This is a genomic window from Ensifer sp. Root142 (genome assembly GCF_001426785.1).
Classification (GTDB): domain Bacteria; phylum Pseudomonadota; class Alphaproteobacteria; order Rhizobiales; family Rhizobiaceae; genus Ensifer; species Ensifer canadensis.
This window is the reverse complement of the sequence record NZ_LMFK01000012.1, coordinates 854,374-875,598: the sequence shown is the minus strand read 5'-3', so window position 1 is coordinate 875,598 and position 21,225 is coordinate 854,374. Positions and strand designations below refer to the sequence as shown.

The window sequence follows — 21,225 nt, the reverse complement described above, 5'->3', positions numbered from 1 at the left end:
TAATGTTGGTGGCGGGCGTCTGCAACGGCGCATTGCCCGTGGGATCGAGAGCGTTTCCGCCTTAGGCGGAGTCGCAGAAACGCGCTATCTCTCTGTTTTACGCATTTCCTGGCGGAAAGCCGCTTCGCACTTTTCCTGGAAATGCTCTACGGCTGAAGCAGCTTCTTCAGCTTTTCCTTCTCGTCGTCGGAAAGCGGCGTGCCGCGCGATTGCCGGCCGCGTTTGAGTGCCGCCACCAGCAACGTCGCGGCGCCGACCAGCAAAAGCAGGATCGGCATGCCCCACAGGATCATCGTCTTGGTTTCGAACCGCGGCTTCAGCAACACGAACTCGCCATAGCGCGAGACGACATAGTCGATCACCGCCTCGTCGCTGTCGCCATTTGCCAACCTCTCGCGCACCAGAACCCTGAGATCCTTGGCAAGCTCTGCGTTGGAATCGTCGATCGACTGGTTCTGGCAGACCATGCAGCGGAGCTCGGCCGAGATCGCCCGCGCCCGTGCTTCGAGTGCCGGATCGGACAAGACCTCATCCGGATTGACCGCGAAGGTCGGGCCGAGCGACGCCAGAAACAGAAAGAACGCCAGCAGCAATCGGTTCATTCGGCCGCTCCCACCGGGATCGTCTTCGGCCGCTTGGCGCGCGTCGGCGCGCCAACGCGCAGGCGGCGATCGCTGAGCGAGACGAAACCTCCCGCCATCATCAACAGCGTGCCGCCCCAGATGCACAGGATCATCGGCTTCCACCAGATGCGCACGACGATGCCGCCTTCGCTGATCTGGTCACCGAGCGAAACGTAGAGCTGGCTCAGGCCGAAGGTACGGATACCGGCTTCGGTGGTCGGCATGCGCCGCGCCTGATAGAGCCGCTTCGACGACCAGATGTCGGTGACGACGACGCCACCGCTGCTGATGGTGAAATGGCCGGATTCCTCGGAATAATTCGGACCGCTACCGTTGCGCATGCCGTCGAACCGCAGGGTGTAGCCTCCCGCGTCCACGGTCATACCCGGCTTCATCTCGACGACGGTCTCGGTTTCGAAGGCGGTGACGGCGACGATGCCGATCAGCGTGACGCCGAGGCCGATATGCGCAAGTGCGGTGCCGAAGGCCGAGCGCGGCAGGCCGGAGAACCGCCGCCAGGCGACGTTGCCCGCGACCTTGCCGAGCCCCGAGCGCAGCGCCAGATCCGTCACCGAACCGGCGATCAGATAGACGCCCAGCGCAATGCCGAACAAAGCGAGGATCGGTCCGCCGTTCATGGCGTAGTAATAGACGCAGCCGACGACGAGGCCGACGGCAACCGCTGCAAACAGCCGCTGGGCAACGCCCATGAGATCTCCGCGCTTCCAGGCCAGCAGGGGACCGAAGGGCACCGCAAACAGGAGTGGCAGCATCAACAGCCCGAAGGTCATGTTGAAGAAGGGCGGCCCGACCGAAATCTTGTCGCCGGTCAGCGCTTCAAGCACCAGAGGGTAGAGCGTGCCGGTCAGCACGGTCGCGGCCGCGGTCGTCAGGATGAGGTTGTTGAAGACAAGAGCGCCTTCCTTCGAAACCGGCGCGAAGATGCCGCCGGCTTTCAGCCGCGATGCGCGGTAGGCAAACAGCGAAAAGGCGCCGCCGATGAAAAAAACGAGGATGGCGAGGATGAAGATGCCGCGGGTCGGGTCGGTCGCGAAGGCATGAACCGAAGTCAGCACGCCAGAGCGAACGAGGAAGGTGCCAAGCAGCGACAGCGAGAAGGTCATGATCGCCAGCAGCACGGTCCAGATCTTCAGCGCTTCGCGCTTCTCCATGACCAGAGCGGAATGCAGCAGCGCGGTGCCGGCAAGCCACGGCATGAACGAGGCGTTTTCGACCGGATCCCAGAACCACCAGCCACCCCAGCCAAGCTCGTAATAGGCCCAATAGGAGCCCATCGAAATGCCGGCCGTCAGGAACGTCCAGGCAGCAAGGGTCCAGGGACGCACCCAGCGCGCCCAGGCAGCGTCGATACGCCCTTCGATCAGGGCGGCGATGGCAAAGGAGAAGCAGACGGAAAAGCCGACATAGCCCAGATAAAGTAAGGGCGGGTGAATGGCGAGACCGACGTCCTGCAGGATCGGGTTCAGGTCCTTGCCTTCGCCCGGTGCCGGGATAAGGCGGGCGAAAGGGTTGGATGTCAGCAGGATGAACAGCGTGAAAGCCACGGCAATCCAGGCCTGCACCGCGAGCACATTCGCCTTCAGCGTTTCCGGCAGATTACGACCAAATGTGGCGACCAGCGCCGAAAAGAACACCAGGATCAAGAGCCAGAGCAGCATTGATCCTTCATGGTTCCCCCAGACGCCGGAAATCTTGTAGATCAGCGGCTTCAGCGAATGCGAGTTCTCCCAGACGTTGCGGACCGAAAAATCCGACGTGACATAGGCGAAGGTCAGCACGGCGAAGGAGAAGGCGACGAGCAGGAAACAGGCAATCGCCGCGCTGGAGGCGAGCTCCATCAGGGCGCGATCGTTGAGCCTGGCGCCAAGGATCGGCAAAGCCGCTTGCACGAAGGCGGTCGCAAGCGCCAGAACCAGCGCATAATGTCCAAGTTCGATAATCATCGAACGGTTTCCTTCCCGCTGAGTTCGACACCCTGCGCCTTCAAGCGGTCGGCGACATCCTTCGGCATATAGGTCTCATCATGCTTGGCGAGCACGGAGTCTGCAACGAAGACCGAGCTGCCGGCAACGAACGTGCCCTCGGTGACCACGCCTTGCCCCTCACGGAACAGGTCCGGCAGGATGCCGGTATAGGTCACCGGCACCTGGCCGAGCGTATCGGTAACGGTGAAGGTCACGGTCTTGCCGTCGCCGCGCTTGACCGAACCGGCCTCGACCAGCCCGCCTAGACGGATGCGGGTTCCCGGCGGCACGTCGGTCTTGGCGAGATCGCTCGGCACGTAGAAATAGGCGATCGCCTGGCTGAAGGCGAACATTACGAGGAGGACGGCAAGCGTCAGAAAGCCGACGCCACCGCCGATGATCGCCAGTCGCTTCTGTTTTCGCGTCATTGCGTCTCTCCGTCCGTCTTGATCCCGAGTTCACGGGCCAGCGCAAGCAGCTGTTTTCCCTGTTCGCCGTCCGCCGGGAAGGTTTTCAGGCTTTCCTTTAGGGCGGCCGCCGCCTGGTCTCTTTGATCAAGCACAACATGCGAACGGATCAGCCGCGCCCAGCCTTCGGCGTTGGCGGGGTCTTCCTTAAGCCGGCTCGCCAGGCTTTCGACCATGCCGCGGATCATCTCCTGGCGGTCGCCGGCGTTCATGTCCTGTGCGGCGGCGATATCGTCCGCGCTCGGATTTCCCGGTGCAGCGCCCGCAACATTGCCGGCAGCGCCACCTGAAAGCTCGGCCACGTGCTGCTTGACGAGCGGCACCCAGGGCGCATCCGCCGGGGAACTGGCGATCAGCCTGTTGAAGGCTGCAAGCGCCTCGTCCTTCTTGCCTTCCTGCTTCAGGCCAAGGGCAAGATAGAATTCGGAACGCGGGTCGTTCGGGTCGATGGCGAGGGATCTGCGGAGAGCCGACTGCGCTTCGGTGGTCACAAGTCCGCCGGACAGCGTGATCACCGCCTCGGCATAGCCACCCAGCCGCGCCGGCGTCGGCCCCAGCAGGCGCACGGCGCTGTCATAGGCGGCGACCGCCTCCTCGACGCGACCGTTGCGCATGTAGATTGGCGCCAGCACGTCCCAGCCGGCACCGTCGTTCGGGTTCTGCGCCAGGTGATTTTCCGCCCGCGCAATCAGAATGTTGATATCGGCACCGGGATCGGCAAGGCGCGCCGCCAAAGGCTGCGCCGGAACCCCTGGGCTGCCAGTGAACATGTAGAGACAGAGCCCAATTGCGGGAAGACAGAGAAGCACGAAGGCCTGCGCCACGATGTTGACGCCGCGGCGCGTGGCTGCGGCCGGCTCGGCGGCATTGTCGATCTCGCCAGCCGCAAGCAGCCGGCGGGCGACCTCGGCGCGGGCGAGTTCGGCATCGTCGCCGCTGATCAGGCCGCTCTCCTGGTCACGCGTCAGTTCATCGAGCTGATCGCGATAAACTTCGATATCATGACTATGGGGAGACGATGCGGGCGCTGCCGCCCGCAAGAGCGGGAGGATGAGTACGACAGCTACAGCCGCCGTCAACGTGGCGACGAGGATCCAGAACAACATGGATGCTCAATACTATGGCACCCATGCCATTCCAACTCGAAAACCTGCAATGACAGAGATTTGAGGCGTTTCGCCGCAACCGGAAATCCGGTCAGCTGAGCGGCGTCCAGCTTCCGTCGGAATTCCGGCAGGCCGCACCACGCGCCGTCGTCGGTTGTCCCTTGACGGTCACGGTGTGGCTGTACTGGCGGCAGTTCTGCGAACCGACCTGATAAGGTGCGGCGGCGACGACCGAACCGGTGACGCTACGCCCCTGCCAGTTGACCGGCTGACCGCCCGGAGCAGCCTCCAGGGCGCGGTACTCGGCCTCGAGCGCACGCTGGCGGTCCGACGTTCCGATATCGAGATTGCTGAGCCGGCCGATAACGCCGCCCTGCAGGGCCGTGATGTAGGTCGTCGAAGACACGCTGCGGGTCGCGGTCGTGCCCAACCCGGCCGCCGCGGTCTGTCCGCCCGAGGTGGTGCTGCAGCCGGCAAGAGCCACCGCCGACGCGATCAACGCGATCCTGCCGCTGACGACAATAGTTCGTGTCATTTCTGCCTGGTTCCTCATGATCCGCGACATGTACTTTCTAACGCGGGGCTCCGCCTGCGCCGACCGGCGGGGCCGAGCGGAGACTTCCCTTTGATTTTCTTTTGGCATTCCCTGTTGGCAGAGGCAACTGGAAGGGCAGTCGACGCGATACTTTCGCGCGCCAGTGTGACACCTAAACCGCAGCCGGCAGCACGAGCTCGGCGCGCAGCCCGCCCTCTTCCCGGCGCGACAGCGTCAGCGTGCCCTGATATTCCCGTACGATTTCACTGACGATCGACAGACCGAGGCCCGTTCCCGGCTTGCTCTCATCCAGCCGCTTGCCGCGCTTCATCGCCAGCGCGATCTGATCCGGGTCGAGGCCAGCTCCGTCGTCGTCGACGTCGAGAACGATCCATTGCCGACCGGTTTCCTTTGCGTGCTCTTCGTTTGTAGCCGGACGAACATTCAGCCAGACCTCGCCCTTGGCGTGGCGAGCGGCGTTTTCGAGCAGGTTACCGACAGTCTCCTCGACATCCTGCAGCTCCATCGCTAGCACCAGGCCCGGCGGGTTGATCGACAGATGAACCTCTTTTTCCGGATTGAGCTTGCGCATCACGCGCACAAGCCGCTCCAGCGCCGGCTGCGCTTCTGTGCGGGCGAGAATGGATTCGCGCTGGGCGGCGATCCGCGCGCGGCTCAGATAGGATTGAACCTGCATCTGCATCGCATCGACCTGGTTTCTGACGAGTTCGCCATGCGACGCCTCAAGCACGCGGGCCTCGTTGAGGAGGACCGCGATCGGCGTCTTCAACGAGTGCGCGAGGTTGCCGACCTGCATGCGCGCCCGCTCGACGATGCGGCGGTTGCTGTCAATCAGCGCATTCACTTCGTTTGCAAGTGGCTGGATCTCGCGCGGAAAGGCACCATCGAGCCTTTCGCTTTCGCCGGCCCGGATCTTCTCCAGCGAGCGGCGGACCTGGTCGAGCGGTCTGAGACCGAAGAGAATGGTCAGCGCGTTCATGCCGAGCCCGCCGAGGCCGAAGATCGAGAGCGCGATGGTCAGATTGCGGGTAAAGCGGTTGATGTCCGCCTCTAGAACGTCACGATTGCCGGCAACGCGGAAACGGGCGGTGTGGCCCTGAATGTCGAGAACGACTTCGGTCTCGGCCACTTCGACCTCGTTTCCGAACGGGTCCTTGGTGGTGTAGAAACGGACGTAACCGGTATCGAAGGGGACTTCGTCGACGCTCGCGATCGGCAGCTTCGCGTTGCCGAGCGAGGTAGAAATCAGCGGCGGCGTGTCGAACTCGCCGATCGGATCGACGATCCAGTACCAGCCGGTCTGCGGCTGGGAGAAGCGCAGGTCGCCGAGCTGGGGACTGCCGGCAAGCACCGTCTTCTCATTGACCGAAATCGAGTTGACGACGTTGAAAAGCTGGGCACGCAGCAGGTCCTTGAAGCCGCGTTCCGATCCTTGCCGGTAGAGGGCTGAGATGACAACCCCGATCACCACCAGGGCAACGACGGCCCAGACGGTCGAAACCGCCAATACGCGGGCCGTAAGGGATCTAATTGCCATTGCCGGGCGCTTGCATGCGGTATCCGAGGCCGCGCACCGTCTCGATCAGGTCGTTGCCGATCTTCTTGCGAAGACGGCCGACAAAAACTTCGATCGTGTTGGAATCGCGGTCGAAGTCCTGATCGTACATGTGTTCGACCAGTTCCGTCCGGGATACGACCTGGCCCATGTGGTGCATGAGGTAGGAGAGCAGCCGGAACTCGTGCGACGTCAGCTTCAGCGCCGTTCCGTCGACGGTTGCCTTCGACCCCTTTGTGTCGAGCCGCACCGGGCCGCAGACAATTTCCGAGCTTGCGTGGCCGGCCGCCCGGCGGATCAGCGCGCGGATGCGGGCAAGCACCTCCTCGACATGGAACGGCTTGGCGACATAATCGTCGGCACCGGCATCGATGCCGGCCACCTTGTCGCTCCAGCGATCACGCGCCGTCAGGATCAGCACCGGCATGCTCTTGCCGCCGCCGCGCCATTTTTCAAGAACGGTGATGCCGTCCATCTCGGGCAGGCCGATATCGAGGATCACGGCGTCATAGGGCTCGGCATCGCCGAGATAGTGACCCTCTTCGCCGTCATAGGCCTGATCGACGACGTAGCCGGCCTCCTTCAGCACTTCGGCGAGCTGCCGGTTCAGGTTGACGTCGTCCTCGACTATCAGAATGCGCATTCGTACCCACTTTTCCTCTTTCGCACCGTCGTCACGGGCGAATTACATCGGCACCCTTACGGTCACCTTTTTCGGTCGCCCGCCATTGCCCGGCACAAGCACCGTGATCACGCACTGGCCATCGGACGTCGGCTGTGCCGACAGCAGTTCGCCGCCGGTTTCCGAAACGACTTGCTGAGCAGCCGCGCTGCAATCGCCGGCCACGCGGACGACAAAGTCCGTGGGCACGTTGACCTCAGGCGGAGCAAAGCCCGCAAGGCCTGCGGCAAGCGCGGCTATGATCACTGGTGAAGACATGAACGCACTTTCGACTTGGGAAGCATCATGGCAAAAGCAATAACCGATAGAGGCTGAATGGCAAATGAATGTCGGCCGCCCAGCCGGGCGAACAGCCACCTGTGAATGGCTGTATCCACAGTGACCCGACCGCAGATTGCAACGATTCCTTCGACGGTGAAACTCGACGGAAGAAAACCTCCGCCTGACAGCGGTCCGTGCCGAACATCGATCCGCTGCAGCGCCGTGCCAGCCGCCAATCAACGAGGCGCATTCCGCGACGGAGCCGCCGGCTTGACGATCAGCCATTTGTTAAGCCCTTCCTGCTATCGTTGGGTACTCGGTCGAGAACCAGATGGCCGCAGCCTCCGTCGCTCGGCTTACGGCAAGACTTGAAGTGGGCTCGAAATCCCGAGTCCTTTGAATCTCTTGGCCGCACATCTTCCAAAGTTGAGTCCGGCTCTTGCGGGGTTGAATGAGCGCGATCCGGCGAAGAGTCCGACCCCTCATCTAAGCCTCTGCATTGTTTGGTGTTGCCGCGCGCACGTCGGGCCTTCAGGCCGCCTCATGGGGTCAAATACTCTCATCTCACAGCCAGATCGCGATTATCGAAACGCCGTTCGCAACTGAACTTGCTCGCTTTGCGGTGACGTCGCGCACGCGCGCTATCAACCCACTACAGCGCCTGATCGCCAAAGCCGCTTGCTCAAAAGACCGCCCTCCCGACTCACCGAGCGCCAAATTGGCCCGCTGTCCCCGGTCGGCTGAATGCAACTGTGGATCATTGAAAAATTAATCGATTTAAAGATTTTTCAATCGTTTAAATGATTTAAGCCACTGATTTACAAAGCGTTTACGATGTGAAATTGTCCGCCCGTCAACTAGTCATGAATTTGCAACAGGCCCGGGAGGATCGGATGCAGACGCTCGTAAACAACCAGCCGGCATCTCAGCAGTCCAAGGTACCGCAGTCGCTGCTGGACCGTTTCGAAAGCGAATGGCGCGAAATGCGCTCAGCCACCCAGACAACACCGAAGCCCGTTCAGCCGGCTGAATAAGCCTGCGCTAGCGCGCGAGAATAGGCTTGTCGACACGACTATGCCCATCGACCTTAAAGCCGCCCGCGGTCAACGCCGCGAGCGGCTTTCGCTTTTTGGCTTAATGCAGCTCTAAAAGCGCCTTGTGTCTTGAAGAGCCTTCTCGTTCTCGGGGGTGATCGGTCGCATCCAGCTGGTATTCCCCCCGCCCGCGCAGCCCCAAAAGAAGCTGACAACGCTGTGAATCCCGCCTCCCGCGGTGGCGTATCGAGCCGCGCGTATGGCCAGCCGTGTGGCGATTTCCTGCCTTTTGGCCAATCGGAAAAACCGTGTTACTCTTTTTCCATGCTGACCGACGAGATTGAAAAACTGGCGCTGAGCCTGCCGGGAACGGAAGAAAATGCCCATTTCGGCACGCGGGACTTCCGTGTGGGCAAGCGCATCTTCATGTCTCTGCCCGAGGCAGGGCGGGCGGTTTTCAAGTTCACACCGGATCAGCAGCGCATGCTGCTGGAAATGGAACCCGGCGTCTGCGCTGCGGTCCCCGGTGGCTGGGGCAACAAGGGCTGGACCTCGCTCTACTTTGTCGAGGCCGACGAGGATCTCGTTCGCCAGTCGATGGAAACCGCGTGGCGCAATGTTGCCCCCAAAAGCCTGGTGAAGAAGAACGGCCGTCATTGACGCGGCCGGCATCGACGTTTCGAAAGCCGTCTGCAGACGACCTTCTATCCGCAGGCAATCGTCTCAGAGAACATAGTCGAAAAGCGTGACCGGCTTGTCGTGATACTCCGTCTGCGCGAACGGCCGCATGCCGAGTTTCTCCACGATTCTGATCGATGCCGCATTGGCCGGGCTGACGATAGCGGTTACGCGGCGTCCGGCGTGATGTTCCCGCGCCCAGCCGAAAGCCGCATGCGCAGCTTCGCTGGCATAACCGCGTCCCTGCGCCTCAGGCGCGATCGTCCAGCCGGTCTCCATCGTCCCGGTCAGGGCGGGAGAAATCTCGCGGCGCAGTTCCTGAAAGCCGACCTGCCCGACGAAGCGCCCGGAGCTTCTCTCTACGATCACGAAATAACCGAAGCCAAAGAACTGCCAGCCGCCCTCCTGACGCAAAAACCGCGTCCACATCTGTTCGCCGGAAAAGGGGGCCGGTGCGATATGACGAAGGATCTCTGGATCCGACCACATCTGCTGATAGGGCTCGAAATCCTCCAGCTGCGGTCTGCGGAGAATGAGGCGGTCGGTGCTGATCATCGGAATGCCTGAGAACGATGGAATACCACCGATCTCTAGCTGCTCTCCGCAGTGCCTGCAATGGCGCCCCGTTCCAAAACCGATTCCGCAAGGGCAGCTAACAGGCTGTTAACCCAAACTTTTCTCGCCGACTTCCAGCGGCCAGGTCACGAGGTAATCCTCGTAGTCCTCGATGTCGATGCCGTCTTCCGCAACGGTGCGGCCACGCACGGAAATGCCGGCGGTGTGCACCGTCTCGGCATCGCCCGAGAGCAGCGGATGCCACCAATAGAGGTCGCGGCCTTCCGCCACCAGCCGATAGCCGCAGGTCGGCGGCAGCCAGGTAATCTCGCGCACCGCGTCCGGCGTCAGCTGAATGCAATCCGGCACCGTTGCCTGACGGTTCGGATAGTCCTTGCACCGACAGCTCTCGCCGTCGAGCAGCGTGCAGCGGATCGAGGTCCAGGCGATCTCTGCCGTTTCCCAATCCTCGAGCTTGTTGAGGCAACAGAGCCCGCAGCCGTCGCAGAGGCTTTCCCACTCCGCGTCATTCATCTCGTCAAGGCTCTTCGCCTTCCAGAAAGGCATTTCGCCCATCGCCATCACACTTTCGTCAAATCGGTCGCGCTACTGCGCGGCACGTCTTATCAGACGTGCAAAGGTCACAGTAGCGATTTGAGTTGCTGCAGGTTTGTCCTTTAATCGGCGACGACCAAAGGAAACATGCAGGAGAGAAATTTCGCAGAAAATTGCCGGTTTTTTAAGGCCACCGGCGCGATATGCAAGTAGATTGGAATTTGACGCCGTGCAAATATCGCGCGGCACCGGCATGATGCCAAAAGCCTTCAGGACGTTGAGACCGTGCGGGAACCGAGGAAAGACGATAACCGGCCGAAAAAGCGGCACATCTTTCTGAGAATCGATTCCTGGATCGATTCGACGGTCTGGAATGCCGGGTTCAAACTCTCACAATGGTGGGAAGATACCACTATTTTCTTCCGCCGCTTCCGCGTCACGGGCTGGAAGAAGGCGGTCTTCGAGGTCCTCGGTGAAGGTATGACCTGGGGAACGGCCGGCTCGGTGCTGATGCTGGCTCTCGCTCTTCCGGCCTTCGAGGAGACCAAGGGCAACTGGCGGGCGCAAAGCGATTTCGCCGTCACCTTCCTTGACCGCTACGGCAACGAAATCGGCCATCGCGGCATCATTCACGAAGATTCCGTGCCGATCGACGAATTGCCGGATCATCTGATCAAGGCTGTGCTCGCAACGGAAGACCGGCGCTTCTTCGACCACTACGGCATCGATTTTCTCGGGCTCGCCCGCGCCATGACCGAGAATGCACGCGCCGGCGGTGTCGTCCAGGGCGGCTCGACGCTGACGCAGCAGCTCGCCAAGAACCTGTTCCTGTCGAACGAGCGCACGATCGAGCGCAAGATCAAGGAAGCGTTTCTGGCCATCTGGCTCGAATCCAACCTTTCGAAGAAAGAGATCCTGCGGCTCTACCTCGACCGCGCCTATATGGGCGGCGGGACGTTTGGTGCTGCGGCAGCGGCGCAGTTTTATTTCGGCAAGGCGATCACCGACGTCAACCTGGCGGAATCCGCCATGCTCGCCGGCCTCTTCAAGGCACCGGCGCGCTACGCCCCGCACGTCAACCTGCCGGCCGCCCGCGGCCGCGCCAACGAGGTTTTGACAAACCTCGTCCAGGGCGGGCTGATGACTGAGGGCCAAGTGATTGCGGCACGTCTCAACCCGGCAACCGTCATCGATCGCGCCCAGGTGAAGGCGCCCGACTTCTTCCTCGACTGGGCGTTTGACGAAGTGCAGCGCATCGCCCGGCCATTTGCCCAGCATTCACTCATCGTGCGCACCACCATCGACATGGGGCTGCAGAATGCGGCCGAGGATTCGGTCGAGTCCAGCCTTCGGCAATATGGCGAGAGCTTCCATGTGAAGCAGGGCGCACTGGTGATGGTCGAAAACGGAGGTCCTGTCAGGGCGATGGTCGGCGGCCGCGACTATGGCGAGAGCCAGTTCAACCGCGCCACGCGGGCGCTGCGCCAACCGGGGTCTTCCTTCAAGGTCTACACCTACGCGGCGGCCATGGAAAAAGGCATGACGCCGGAGACCATCGTCGTCGACGCACCGATCACCTGGCGCGGATGGTCACCGCAGAATTACGGCCGCAGCTATGCCGGCCGCATCACCATCCTGACGGCGATCGCTAGGTCGATCAACTCGATCCCGGTGCGCCTCGCCAAGGACAAGCTCGGCACGGAGCTGATCGCGCAGACCGCCAAGAACATGGGCATCGAAACGCCACTGCGCACCGACAAGACGATGCCGCTCGGCACCTCCGAAGTGACGGTACTCGACCAGGCGACGGCCTATGCCGTGTTCCCAGCCGGCGGCCTACAATCACGCCGCCACGGCATCAGCCAGATTCTGAATTATGACGGCGACATCCTCTACGACTTTTCCCGCGACGAACCGCCGGCCAGACGCATCCTTTCCGAGCAGGCCAACGCATCGATGAATTCGATGCTGACGCAGATCCCGGTGATCGGCACGGCACGCAAGGCGGCCCTCGACAACGGCATCGTTACCGGCGGCAAGACCGGCACCACCCAGGCCTATCGCGACGCCTGGTTCGTCGGTTTTACCGGTGACTACACGACGGCGGTCTGGTTCGGAAACGACGACTATACTTCGACCAACAACATGACCGGCGGTTCGCTGCCGGCAATGACCTTCAAGCGGCTGATGGATTATGCCGAACAGGGCATCGAGCACCGCCAGATACCGGGGATAACGTCCCCGGCGCCTGCACCGAGCAAGCAACCGGAGGTCGCCAATGCCAAGCCGGATGAAAATGCCCTGCCGCCGCTGGTGCGGCCGCGGTCGCTATCGGCAGACGTGACACGGCTCCTGCGTTCGGTGGGCGATACCTTCGAAAAGGCCCCCGCCTTGAAGGCGCCGGAAAGGAGCGGCGGCAAAGTCGCCGTACTCGGCGCCGCCGACGGCGGGTCCTCCCAACAGGCTCTCCCGAATGCCGCCAGCAATTGAACGCGCTCGAAACCTTGAATTGAACGGCCGGATCGATACCGGTTGCCAGGTCGGCGCGATGATCGCCGTTGCGTCGCGCGCCCGTTTGGGCGAGACATGGGCTGCGCGGCGCATTGCGCCTATGCATAACCATATTCGATAGAGCCGCCCTTGTTCCGAATTCCCCTCCTCGTCGCCCTTGCCCTTGCCATCGCCTTCGGCGGCGGCATCGCTTCAGCCGTCTGGGCGCTGAAGGCGACGGTCGGTTTCGGCTCGATCTCGATCGGCCCGTGGGTCGCCTTCCCCGAAGCACAGACCGAGAATGCCGACCCCTATGCCAAGGCACATCGCGCCCGGGCCGGCGAACTGCTCTATGGCGGCGCCGAAGGGCTGATGTTCATGGCACAGGTCGACGACAGGGGCGAGAAGCTGTCGGCCGCCTGCTCCTACGATGTCTCGGGGCTGACGCCGCAGGCGCGATTCTGGACGCTCTATGCAGCGAATGCCGATGGCGTGCCGCTGCGCCCCGGCTCGGATCTGCCTTCGGCGATCAACTCGTGGACGGTGCTGCGCGCCGAAGACAGTTCCTTCACCATCCATGTCTCGCCGAACGCCAAGCCGGACAACTGGGTAGCGTTACGGCATTCCGGAACCTTCCGGCTGGTCCTGACGCTGCTCGATACCCCGACGGCAGGTTCCTCCGGCCTTATCGATCTCGCCATGCCGAAAATCGTGAAAACGGGATGCGGCGATGCGTAGTGTTCTGTTCGCTTCCATCCTTGGTCTCGTGGGCGCAGCACTGCTGCATATCATCATCGTGCTGGTGCTGCCGCAATTTACCGGTCGCGACGCCTATACGCGCGTTCTCGGTCTTCTCGAGATGGACAGCTTCTTTTCTTTGACGAGTACCCCTGGACCGACCGGCCTCAGCAACGACGACCCTTATCTCCGCACGGCCGTCTGCAGCTTTTCGATCACCGACGGTCCGGCGCGGTTCCTCGCCAGAGGCGCGGTACCTTTCTGGTCGCTTGCGGTTTTCGACAGCGCATCGAATGAGGTCTTCAGCATGAACGACCACACCGCCGTCAACGGCAGGCTCGACCTCGTGGTTGCGACGCCGATCCAGCTGGTGGAACTGCGCAAGACGCCGCCGGAAGCTCTGGCACAATCGATCATGGTGGAGATGAAGGAAGAGGATGGCTATGCGGTGCTGCGCGCCATGGCGCCGCTCGACAGCTTCGAGGATCAGGTCCGGAACTTCCTGGCGGAATCAAGCTGCGAGCCGTTCCGTCGTTAGTCAGCGCAGTCCCTCGGACAGGGTACGCGGCCTTCAGCCTTGCCGTTCCTATCTCGATGTCGTGGAGAAGATGAACGCGACCGCAAGGGGCGGAGCGTTGTTGGCACAAGCAAAGCCGTGCGCAGGCCGGCCGATGCAGCCGACACATGGGCGGTGGATATAACTACTGCTTCTTGATCCGACGTCCGTCGGGCGCGGTTGGCTGCGGATCGCGGCCATCGAGACGCTCGTAGCGGATTCCGGTAAACAGAAGCACTTTTGCTCCGCCCGATATGGCCGGAGGTCTGCGTGGTGGCATTTGGACCTTGTGGTCCTGCATTCTGATCACGTCTGCCATGCTCGTCTCCATATAGGCTTGAGACGGATGAACTACCGTACAGATTTCACCCTGCCCTTTCGGGGCCAGCGCATTTTCCCGGGCAGTGCCCGGACAGGCGCGCTTTTCTCATCTTCTCCTTCTTCCGGTCGCCCGGAGGTTGCTGCTTGCTCAAGTGGTACAGACCAATCATAGACGGTCCGCTTCGATTGAGCCATAGGCTGGTTAACAGATGGTTAACGCCGCATCTGCACCCCTAACCTGTGGGAGTATGTCCCCCGGAAAAACAAAACACTGTATCCGGGGTAACAGCTTCGGGCGGAACGGGAATGGCTAGCGCCTGGACAACAGTCCAAACAGGAAGGAAACGCCGGCAACGGTCAGAAGCGTCGAAATCGGCTCTTCACGGACGCGCTCTCGCACCCGCTCGGTCATCAACTCCGCTTCGCTCTGAACAACCGCTTTTGCACCGGACCCGATCGCCGACACGCTATCGGTCAGCCGGGCAATCTCGGCGCGCAACTCGGCAATCTGCGCTTCCAACTCGACGCGAGCAGCCGATGCTTCGACTTCACTCTCGACCGTGTCACGCACCGCCTGCAGTTTCTTTTCTACCATTGCAACGCTCCTTCTCTTGCCCGCTTTCAACGCATCGCAACGGCAATGGTTCCGACCGAGAGCAGCGAAAATCCGAACGCCAACGAAAAACGGGCGGCCCTTGGGCCGCCCGTCCGAAAGCTGGGCGCATCGCCCACCACTCGCATCACTCCACGCAGGATGGGTCCATCGCCTGGCATCGAATCAATGGAACCGGGCGAGCGCCGCCGTAACCATCTTCGAAGTCCTCGCGCACGCGGGTGCCATCGCGGTCCCGTTGACGTTCCCAGTCGCGGCGGTCATCGCCGCCTGCCTGATCGTCCCAGCGCTCGCCGTCTCTGCGGTTACGCTCCCAGTCCTGCCGGGTGCGGTCGCGTTCCCACTCGCGGCGATCGCGGTCACGCTGACGTTCCCAGTCCCGCGGGCGACGGTTGTCGTCGACCCAATCCGGCCCACGACGCCACCGGTCACGGTCGCGATAGAAGTCACGGCCGCGATAGTTGCGGTCCCAGTAGCGATCGAATTGGAAGACCACCGTCGGGATACCGAGCGGGCGGTAATATTGCGGTTCGACATAGACCCTGTTGCGACGATAATCCGCCTGCACATAGCGTCCGGCGACCCAGCCGCGGCCGCCAAAGAAGGAAACGTCACACCAGGGCAGATCGGCAAGACAGCCGTGGATTTCGACGGCTTCTCCGGCCGGGATCAACGACACTGCCGGATAGCGCGTGCTCGGACCGGACCGCATATTGACGTTGGCGGTTGCAAACCCCTCTGCCGCCTCGGCAATCGCCGGCGCCAGGAAAAGCGCGCATATGGCCGCTGCGCGCAACACTATTTTCTTCACAGTAAGCTTTCTCCCATCGGAAGGCCCCTCTTCACTAAGCCCTCTTGCGTCGGCGGGCGTCCGGAACCCTTCACCGTCACCGCGATCACTTAAAGCCGCTTGTGGATTTTTTAAGGCTGGAAACGATCGAGCCCACAGGAAGCAGGGCTTTGCGATAGAAAGCGCACAAAATCACCAGCCGCTCGCACGCCGCAAGCCTGAATAAAGCCCCAACGTCCATAGTTAACAGTACGCTAACGCTTTTCTTTTATTTTTAGTGACGTGTGCCGTTCCGGATCGCCGGCAATGGCGATCATGTTTTGCGTGCAAGGATTTATCGTGACGGATCGCTTTCGTGAGTTGGAAAGGCCACAGACGGGCCGCTTGAAGGACGTCGTCCTGATGGCAACCGTCAGCGGTTTCGAAAGCCTGCGGATCCCTCGCAAGTCCGACATGAAGCAATTTTCCGAATTGTTCGAGCCGCTGTTCCTCGGCTCCAGCAGCGAAGCGCGCCGTCAGGCCGCCGCCGCGCTGTCGCAGTGCCCCCATGTTCCGGAGCCGGTCGCAGCCCTGATCGGCAGCATGCCGATCTCGATCGCCGCCATTTTCCTGACCCGTTCGCAGGCCCTGTCGGATCGAACGCTTATCGGCATCATCCGCCAGCAGGGAGCGGCCCACGCCGGTGCAATCGCCCGCCGCACCGCTCTGTCGCCTTCCGTGATCGATGCCCTGGTCGAGCACCACAACCCCGCCGGCCTTTCCGCCCGCCCGGACGTGCGGCAACAGACAGTCGCTGCGCCTTCAACGCTGGCCGAGCCGGATGTCGATGCTGCAAGGGCCGCGCGCGAGGAAACCTTGCGCACCGAAATCAAGACACTTGCCCGTGTCGCGGCGCACGAGGCGGCTGCCGCCGCATCTACCATTATACCGATCAGCACTACGCTAAGCGCCCTCCTGGTGCGCTTTGCCCGCAGCGGCGAGATCATCCTGTTTTCGCGTGCGCTGGCGACGGCGCTCGATGCCGGAGGGCACCTGGTCGAGCGCATTCTTCTCGACGTTTCCGGCCAACAGCTGGCGACGAGCCTGATCGCCCTATCGCTGCCGACCGACGATCTCACCTTCGTGCTGCAGTCGCTTTATCCGCACCTCGCCGAACGCATCGGCGGCACCACGCGCGCTGAAGCCTTGACCGGCGCCATGGACCCGACATCGAGCCGCGAACAGCTTGACGCCTGGCTGCAATCCGAGGAACGGGACGCGCCCGCGGCACGGCACCAGCCCTATCTTGCGGATGACCATGCCAATGATGCGTGCCAGCTGACCGTCCGCAAGGTAGCCGGGGCCGCCGGCGGCGCCAAGCCGCAACGGGTGTTCGGCCGCCGTTAGAGCGTTTCCGATTTAGACGGAACCGAACAAACGCTCTATCTCTTTGTTTTTACGCATTTCCTGACGGAAAACCGCTTCGCACTTTTCCTGGAAATGCTCTAGTCCTGGTCACGACCGAGCCGGCCCAGCTCTCACATATGGTTCAAGAGTGGTTTGCGCCGTCTTCCGGCACGACATCGAACAGGTCGGCGCGATCGTCCAGCTCGATCTCGACGATCCAGCAATCCGGATCGAAACGGATTTCACGGGAGAGTGCATCATCCACGGCGTCGCCATCGCGATCCTTCAAGCGGATCTCGAACTTGCGACCGATATTGGCGTCGTCATCGAAGAAGTTCTGCGGCGCCGGTGCAAACAGCGTTTCGGTACCCATCCGCGTGCGTTGACGAATAAAGATCGCGCCAGCGTCCTCCGCCCCCTTGCGCAGGATAGCTGCGTACCCACCGAGCGCAAAGGCGCGGCGCAGCAACGCGGAGACGAAAATGTGGGATTTGAGACGCATGGACATGCCTGTACACGGGCGGAGCCAGGCATGCAAATTGGCTGCCGCGACAAGAATGTGTTCAACGGATGGGAGACGCGCCCGTGAGAAGGTCCCTCAAAGCGCGCCGATCTCCTTGAGCTTCTTCAGCACTTTGGCATTGGGCTCACCGGTCTGCGGCAACCGGTAGTGCTTCTCGAAATGGCGAATCGCTGCACGCGTCTGGTCCCCCGCAACGCCGTCGACGACGATGTCGGCATAGGCGAGGTTGCTTAAGCCCTTCTGGATGTCCAGGACCAGCTCGCTCGACACCGGGATCTCGGCACGCGGAATCAGCATCTTGTCGGTCTCGGCCGAGCGGATGGCTGCGGCGACAGGGTCGACATCGGCAACTGCACGTTTCGGATCGGCGTAGGGCCGGCTTGCCGGCAGTGCCGCGGCCATCTTCTGGCCAGATGTCGTGCGCAGGGCGCGCAGCAGTTCGGCGCTCACGGCGCCTGTCTCGGTGCGTCCGGCCTGCTTCTCAAATCGCAGGATTGCGGCTGACGTGCGCGGGCCTGTGCGTCCATCCGGCACGCCATCATAAAGGCCGATGCGGTTCAGTTCCTTCTGGATATCGGCGACCAGTGGTGACGCGGACGTCTCCGGCACCGAGGCGACACGTTCGGGCGACGGCTTTTCGGCAGGCGCCTCAGACGGGACCGCCGCGATCACCTCCTCGACGTTTTCCGTCGCCTTGTCGTCCTCGCGCTTGATGACGAAGGTGGTGACGTTGCGCGGCTCGATCTCGGCGCCCTTGGCGACGGCGATGCGCTCGGCGGTCTCTGGACTGACAAGCGGCACGCGGGTGCGAAGCAACGGCGATGGATGGGCGCCATGCTGGTACCACATGGCGTTTGCAGCAACGAAGGAGAAGACCACAACAAAGGCAGCCGAACCGCCGGCACTCAACGGGTGCCGGGCCGCCAGCCGTCCAGCAAGCGCAACCCCGCGGCCGGCGAGAGCCAGCCCACGCATGGCAAGGCCTGGCGCGGAACGCGCCGCCTTCTTGCGATCAGGCTGTTTTCGCTTGCGCGGCGCCATATCCCCGTTCCTCGTTCAAACCCGTCCTTTCGAATCGGTCGCCATCGGCAACCGCCTGCGTGTCACTATCTCTCAGCCGCGGCGGAAATTCGACGGTCACGGCCGAGCGCGGTTCCTCGCGATTGGCCTCGACGATGCCGGACCCGTCGCTGGGCAGCGTAACAGTGATGACTGTGCCTTCGCGCTCGCGGCTGCGGATCGCGACCTCGCCGCCGTGAAGCGCCACGAGGCCCTTGACCAGCGAGAGACCGAGACCGGTGCCCTCGTAACGGCGGGTGTAGTCGTTCTGGATCTGGACGAAGGGTTGCCCCAACATCTGCAATTTGTCGGCGGCGATGCCGATGCCGGTGTCGCTGACGGTCAGCTTCAAGGCCGGACCGTCAAGCTCGGCGTCGATCGTCACCATGCCGCCGTGGTCGGTGAACTTGATGGCGTTTCCGACAAGGTTGATCAGAACCTGCTGGAAGGCGCGTTGGTCGGCATTGATCTCGCCGACACTGCGGGTCACGCGGCTCGCCAGCTTGACGCCCTTTTCCTGGGCCTGATGCGACAGCATCGCTTCGCAGGCCGCGACCGCCTCGGCCACGCGGAAGGGCTCGGGAACCAGCTCGTAGCGGCCCGCTTCGATCTTGCTCATGTCGAGCATCGTATTGACGACCGACAGAAGGTGCTCGCCCGACTTGTGGATCAGGCTGACATATTCGCGCTGGCGGTCGTTTTCGAGCTTGCCGAAATACTCGCCCGTCAGCACGTCGGAGAAGCCGAGGATGGCGTTGAGCGGCGTGCGCAGTTCATGGCTGACGGCGGCAAGGAAACGGGTCTTGGCATCGTTGGCCGATTCCGCTTCTGCGGTTCTCGCCGCAGCTTCGACGCGCAGCCGTGCTTCCTGCGATACATCGCGCGACTGTGCCAGGATCGCCGTCAGACCGCCGTTGCGGTCGAGAAGCGGTGCGAGTTCGCAGCACATATGGACGAATTGTTCGCCTTCAGCCGGCAGCGACCGGCGCTCGATGCGAATGTTGACGGTCGCCCGCTCGCCGCCCTGGCGCAGAATATCGATCGCGCTCAGGAAGGTGATGCGATCGGAGACGTGGATCTGCTCGATGAAGCCGCGGCCGCCCGGGTCGCGCATCAGGGTCAGATGCTCGGCCGAGTCACGGCCGTGAATGGAGAGAACATTGCCGCGCAGATCGTGCACGGTGACAAGACCGGCAAAAAGGTCGTAGGCGGCCGAAAGATCCGGAAGATCTGGTACAGCCGGCTCGAGCGTTTCCGAGGCCTGGTTGCCGCGTCCACGAGCAATGGCGGTAGCAGCGGCCAGCAGCGAGGCGGACGCCCAAAGAGCGGTCCCAAGCGGCAATGCGGAGGAAACGGGCATGGCGAGCGCAAGCGCCAGCGGTACTGCCGGAAGTGCTGTCAGGGAGACGGCAGCGACCGTACGCAGACGCTTGAGGTCCCGACGGCCAATGGCGGAGCCAGCCTCGCGGCGGGGCAACCACAGGGCAGCGGCCTCGTCCACGCGGGACGTCCATCTGCCAGCCATGTCACGCAATACGCTCACGCCTTACCCTGCCACATTTGTTGTTCTTGCGAGACTGAGCGTGACCGATTTCCGCTTCATGCGGGCCGCCATTCGAACTGCCTCGTGACATGTCGGAATCTCGCATCCCCGGCTTAATGAAAGAATAAACGGGACTGTCCCGGAACGGCGCCAAATGCCTGAAAAATCCCGTTTTGAGGCAATTCGGGCGACCTTCATTTCTTGTGGTTAACGGGGCGTAAGCAACGGATTTCCGTGCATTTTCCGCCTCACGTTAAGGATTTGGGCAGGGCGCCCCGGTGCCGTTGCCCACGCTTTCGGCCTTTGCCGGCGGCCCGCCGCCATGAACCTTAACGGCGAAAGCTAAAATGCGACACAAATGCCCGGCAAATCCTCAAAATCGGGAATTTCATTAAAATTCGAAACAAATGCTGCGGGTTTTTGAAAAGCGGTCTTGTGATTCCCTGCCTAATGTCAGTCTCAACAAAGGGCCGGGCGACGAAAGACGGCGGTCCTCATGCAAACGACGGCGGGCGTGAACGGGTATCAGGGGATACTGCGGCGCTCCAGGATGCCGAAAGCAGTAAAACCGGCTAGAAGACCGGCGGGCGCGGCAGCCGAATATAGGATGGGCAGAACATGTGGTTTCTCATCAAGGCGACATTCTGGTTTTCGATGGTGCTGGTGCTGCTGCCGTTCCTCGATCCGTCGAGCGCGCAGAAGCTGGAGCACGGACCGAAGGTCGAGCTCGGCGATACCTTCTCGGCCGCCAATGAGGCATTCCAGTATATCAGCGCCATCTGCATCCAGAAGCCGGAGGTCTGCGAGAAGGGTGCTGAAACCTTCGTCGCACTTGGCCATCGGGCCCGGGAAGGCGCCCGCATCGCCTATGAATTCCTTGACACCCAGTTTGCCGAAACCGATGCGATCAAGCCCGATGCCAAGGTAACGACCGGCACTGTCGGTCAGGCGACCGAGGCTGCCGCCACGCTGGTGGCGCCGGTCGAACAGACCGCTGCGGAGACGGCTCCGGTGTTCAAGCGTACGCCGGTTCCGGAAAAGCGCCTCGACCCGAAGGCGTCCCTCGCCAAGTAAACATTTCTTGCCGTGGCAGCAGGTCCGCGCGACCGCCGCCGAGCCATCCTTTGACACTGCCTGACTTGCCGCCTT

23 protein-coding genes are annotated in these 21,225 nt (G+C 62.2%); 7 read left to right on the top strand and 16 right to left on the bottom strand.

The features are described from left to right. Positions 1-146 precede the first annotated feature (146 nt). The 8 genes from ASD52_RS16770 to ASD52_RS16735 all read right to left on the bottom strand — a co-directional run bounded on the left by ASD52_RS16770 (position 147) and on the right by ASD52_RS16735 (position 7,232). The gene (locus ASD52_RS16770; RefSeq protein WP_025426347.1) at positions 147-602 is read right to left on the bottom strand and encodes a cytochrome c-type biogenesis protein; all 456 of its coding nucleotides are present in this window, start codon (positions 600-602) and stop codon (positions 147-149) included. Further along, a complete protein-coding gene (locus tag ASD52_RS16765; RefSeq protein WP_025426346.1) occupies positions 599-2,587 on the bottom strand; it encodes a heme lyase CcmF/NrfE family subunit in 1,989 nt (662 codons plus the stop codon). The genes ASD52_RS16770 and ASD52_RS16765 overlap by 4 nt, the downstream gene beginning before the upstream one ends. After that, the gene (gene ccmE / locus ASD52_RS16760) at positions 2,584-3,036 is read right to left on the bottom strand and encodes a cytochrome c maturation protein CcmE (RefSeq protein WP_025426345.1); all 453 of its coding nucleotides are present in this window, start codon (positions 3,034-3,036) and stop codon (positions 2,584-2,586) included. The genes ASD52_RS16765 and ccmE overlap by 4 nt, the downstream gene beginning before the upstream one ends. Beyond that, positions 3,033-4,181: a c-type cytochrome biogenesis protein CcmI gene (gene ccmI / locus ASD52_RS16755; protein WP_025426344.1), complete on the bottom strand. Its 1,149-nt coding sequence runs from the start codon at positions 4,179-4,181 to the stop codon at positions 3,033-3,035. The genes ccmE and ccmI overlap by 4 nt, the downstream gene beginning before the upstream one ends. Positions 4,182-4,272: 91 nt before the next feature. Next, complete coding sequence (locus tag ASD52_RS16750; protein ID WP_025426343.1) at positions 4,273-4,716, bottom strand: membrane protein; 444 nt, start codon at positions 4,714-4,716, stop codon at positions 4,273-4,275. A gap of 172 nt (positions 4,717-4,888) precedes the next feature. Continuing rightward, the gene (locus ASD52_RS16745; protein ID WP_025426342.1) at positions 4,889-6,274 is read right to left on the bottom strand and encodes a HAMP domain-containing sensor histidine kinase; all 1,386 of its coding nucleotides are present in this window, start codon (positions 6,272-6,274) and stop codon (positions 4,889-4,891) included. Further along, a complete protein-coding gene (gene feuP / locus ASD52_RS16740; RefSeq protein ID WP_025426341.1) occupies positions 6,264-6,935 on the bottom strand; it encodes a two-component system response regulator FeuP in 672 nt (223 codons plus the stop codon). Before feuP ends, ASD52_RS16745 begins: the two co-directional genes overlap by 11 nt. A gap of 42 nt (positions 6,936-6,977) precedes the next feature. Beyond that, the gene (locus tag ASD52_RS16735; protein ID WP_025426340.1) at positions 6,978-7,232 is read right to left on the bottom strand and encodes a hypothetical protein; all 255 of its coding nucleotides are present in this window, start codon (positions 7,230-7,232) and stop codon (positions 6,978-6,980) included. An 896-nt stretch (positions 7,233-8,128) separates the two neighbouring features. Between ASD52_RS16735 and ASD52_RS39350 the strand changes: the two genes are divergently transcribed. After that, positions 8,129-8,269 carry a hypothetical protein gene (locus tag ASD52_RS39350; protein WP_164474924.1) on the top strand — a complete coding sequence of 47 codons (141 nt, stop codon included), beginning with the start codon at positions 8,129-8,131 and terminating at the stop codon, positions 8,267-8,269. Positions 8,270-8,593: 324 nt separating this feature from the next. Then, positions 8,594-8,929 carry an MmcQ/YjbR family DNA-binding protein gene (locus ASD52_RS16725; protein WP_025426338.1) on the top strand — a complete coding sequence of 112 codons (336 nt, stop codon included), beginning with the start codon at positions 8,594-8,596 and terminating at the stop codon, positions 8,927-8,929. A gap of 63 nt (positions 8,930-8,992) precedes the next feature. Here ASD52_RS16725 and ASD52_RS16720 read toward each other — a convergent pair whose 3' ends face one another. Continuing rightward, on the bottom strand, positions 8,993-9,502 hold the full coding sequence (locus tag ASD52_RS16720; RefSeq protein WP_025426337.1) for a GNAT family N-acetyltransferase: 510 nt from the start codon (positions 9,500-9,502) through the stop codon (positions 8,993-8,995). Positions 9,503-9,610: 108 nt separating this feature from the next. Continuing rightward, positions 9,611-10,078, bottom strand: coding sequence for a YcgN family cysteine cluster protein (locus ASD52_RS16715; protein WP_025426336.1), 468 nt, complete (start codon positions 10,076-10,078; stop codon positions 9,611-9,613). Positions 10,079-10,342: 264 nt separating this feature from the next. Between ASD52_RS16715 and ASD52_RS16710 the strand changes: the two genes are divergently transcribed. The 3 genes from ASD52_RS16710 to ASD52_RS16700 all read left to right on the top strand — a co-directional run bounded on the left by ASD52_RS16710 (position 10,343) and on the right by ASD52_RS16700 (position 13,823). After that, positions 10,343-12,547, top strand: coding sequence for a transglycosylase domain-containing protein (locus tag ASD52_RS16710; RefSeq protein WP_025426335.1), 2,205 nt, complete (start codon positions 10,343-10,345; stop codon positions 12,545-12,547). Positions 12,548-12,697: 150 nt separating this feature from the next. Beyond that, the gene (locus ASD52_RS16705; RefSeq protein WP_025426334.1) at positions 12,698-13,285 is read left to right on the top strand and encodes a DUF1214 domain-containing protein; all 588 of its coding nucleotides are present in this window, start codon (positions 12,698-12,700) and stop codon (positions 13,283-13,285) included. After that, complete coding sequence (locus ASD52_RS16700; RefSeq protein WP_025426333.1) at positions 13,278-13,823, top strand: membrane protein; 546 nt, start codon at positions 13,278-13,280, stop codon at positions 13,821-13,823. Before ASD52_RS16705 ends, ASD52_RS16700 begins: the two co-directional genes overlap by 8 nt. 163 nt (positions 13,824-13,986) lie before the next feature. Here ASD52_RS16700 and ASD52_RS39345 read toward each other — a convergent pair whose 3' ends face one another. From ASD52_RS39345 to ASD52_RS16685, 3 genes are all read right to left on the bottom strand, one after another. Next, positions 13,987-14,160, bottom strand: coding sequence for a hypothetical protein (locus tag ASD52_RS39345; protein ID WP_164474925.1), 174 nt, complete (start codon positions 14,158-14,160; stop codon positions 13,987-13,989). A 312-nt stretch (positions 14,161-14,472) separates the two neighbouring features. After that, positions 14,473-14,757: a hypothetical protein gene (locus tag ASD52_RS16690; protein WP_025426332.1), complete on the bottom strand. Its 285-nt coding sequence runs from the start codon at positions 14,755-14,757 to the stop codon at positions 14,473-14,475. Positions 14,758-14,902: 145 nt separating this feature from the next. Then, positions 14,903-15,586 carry an SH3 domain-containing protein gene (locus ASD52_RS16685; protein WP_025426331.1) on the bottom strand — a complete coding sequence of 228 codons (684 nt, stop codon included), beginning with the start codon at positions 15,584-15,586 and terminating at the stop codon, positions 14,903-14,905. Positions 15,587-15,880: 294 nt separating this feature from the next. On the opposite strand from ASD52_RS16685, the gene ASD52_RS16680 reads away from it, so the two are divergent. Beyond that, complete coding sequence (locus ASD52_RS16680; RefSeq protein WP_025426330.1) at positions 15,881-16,951, top strand: DUF2336 domain-containing protein; 1,071 nt, start codon at positions 15,881-15,883, stop codon at positions 16,949-16,951. 142 nt (positions 16,952-17,093) lie between these two features. Here the strand turns inward: ASD52_RS16680 and ASD52_RS16675 are convergent, their stop codons facing one another. From ASD52_RS16675 to ASD52_RS16665, 3 genes are all read right to left on the bottom strand, one after another. After that, a complete protein-coding gene (locus ASD52_RS16675) occupies positions 17,094-17,453 on the bottom strand; it encodes a DUF1491 family protein (RefSeq protein WP_025426329.1) in 360 nt (119 codons plus the stop codon). A gap of 96 nt (positions 17,454-17,549) precedes the next feature. Beyond that, positions 17,550-18,515, bottom strand: a complete 966-nt coding sequence (locus ASD52_RS16670; protein WP_025426328.1) for a peptidoglycan-binding protein — start codon at positions 18,513-18,515, stop codon at positions 17,550-17,552. Beyond that, the gene (locus tag ASD52_RS16665; RefSeq protein WP_057211476.1) at positions 18,487-20,058 is read right to left on the bottom strand and encodes a HAMP domain-containing sensor histidine kinase; all 1,572 of its coding nucleotides are present in this window, start codon (positions 20,056-20,058) and stop codon (positions 18,487-18,489) included. Before ASD52_RS16665 ends, ASD52_RS16670 begins: the two co-directional genes overlap by 29 nt. A gap of 636 nt (positions 20,059-20,694) precedes the next feature. Here ASD52_RS16665 and ASD52_RS16660 point away from each other — a divergent pair. Continuing rightward, positions 20,695-21,150, top strand: a complete 456-nt coding sequence (locus tag ASD52_RS16660) for a DUF5330 domain-containing protein (RefSeq protein WP_025426326.1) — start codon at positions 20,695-20,697, stop codon at positions 21,148-21,150. Positions 21,151-21,225 lie beyond the last annotated feature (75 nt).

Excerpts from the sequence above, each read along its gene's own strand:
- ASD52_RS16665 (WP_057211476.1), bottom strand. The coding sequence starts at position 20,058 with ATGGCTGGCAGATGGACGTCCCGCGTGGACGAGGCCGCTGCCCTGTGG.
- ASD52_RS16750 (WP_025426343.1), bottom strand. The coding sequence starts at position 4,716 with ATGACACGAACTATTGTCGTCAGCGGCAGGATCGCGTTGATCGCGTCG.
- ASD52_RS16680 (WP_025426330.1), top strand. The coding sequence starts at position 15,881 with ATGTTTTGCGTGCAAGGATTTATCGTGACGGATCGCTTTCGTGAGTTG.
- ASD52_RS16700 (WP_025426333.1), top strand. The coding sequence starts at position 13,278 with ATGCGTAGTGTTCTGTTCGCTTCCATCCTTGGTCTCGTGGGCGCAGCA.
- ASD52_RS16720 (WP_025426337.1), bottom strand. The coding sequence starts at position 9,502 with ATGATCAGCACCGACCGCCTCATTCTCCGCAGACCGCAGCTGGAGGAT.
- ASD52_RS16735 (WP_025426340.1), bottom strand. The coding sequence starts at position 7,232 with ATGTCTTCACCAGTGATCATAGCCGCGCTTGCCGCAGGCCTTGCGGGC.
- ASD52_RS16765 (WP_025426346.1), bottom strand. The coding sequence starts at position 2,587 with ATGATTATCGAACTTGGACATTATGCGCTGGTTCTGGCGCTTGCGACC.
- ASD52_RS16770 (WP_025426347.1), bottom strand. The coding sequence starts at position 602 with ATGAACCGATTGCTGCTGGCGTTCTTTCTGTTTCTGGCGTCGCTCGGC.
- ASD52_RS16725 (WP_025426338.1), top strand. The coding sequence starts at position 8,594 with ATGCTGACCGACGAGATTGAAAAACTGGCGCTGAGCCTGCCGGGAACG.
- ASD52_RS16745 (WP_025426342.1), bottom strand. The coding sequence starts at position 6,274 with ATGGCAATTAGATCCCTTACGGCCCGCGTATTGGCGGTTTCGACCGTC.
- ASD52_RS16690 (WP_025426332.1), bottom strand. The coding sequence starts at position 14,757 with ATGGTAGAAAAGAAACTGCAGGCGGTGCGTGACACGGTCGAGAGTGAA.
- feuP (WP_025426341.1), bottom strand. The coding sequence starts at position 6,935 with ATGCGCATTCTGATAGTCGAGGACGACGTCAACCTGAACCGGCAGCTC.
- ASD52_RS16670 (WP_025426328.1), bottom strand. The coding sequence starts at position 18,515 with ATGGCGCCGCGCAAGCGAAAACAGCCTGATCGCAAGAAGGCGGCGCGT.
- ASD52_RS16675 (WP_025426329.1), bottom strand. The coding sequence starts at position 17,453 with ATGCGTCTCAAATCCCACATTTTCGTCTCCGCGTTGCTGCGCCGCGCC.
- ccmE (WP_025426345.1), bottom strand. The coding sequence starts at position 3,036 with ATGACGCGAAAACAGAAGCGACTGGCGATCATCGGCGGTGGCGTCGGC.
- ASD52_RS16660 (WP_025426326.1), top strand. The coding sequence starts at position 20,695 with ATGTGGTTTCTCATCAAGGCGACATTCTGGTTTTCGATGGTGCTGGTG.
- ASD52_RS16715 (WP_025426336.1), bottom strand. The coding sequence starts at position 10,078 with ATGGGCGAAATGCCTTTCTGGAAGGCGAAGAGCCTTGACGAGATGAAT.
- ASD52_RS39350 (WP_164474924.1), top strand. The coding sequence starts at position 8,129 with ATGCAGACGCTCGTAAACAACCAGCCGGCATCTCAGCAGTCCAAGGTA.
- ccmI (WP_025426344.1), bottom strand. The coding sequence starts at position 4,181 with ATGTTGTTCTGGATCCTCGTCGCCACGTTGACGGCGGCTGTAGCTGTC.
- ASD52_RS39345 (WP_164474925.1), bottom strand. The coding sequence starts at position 14,160 with ATGGCAGACGTGATCAGAATGCAGGACCACAAGGTCCAAATGCCACCA.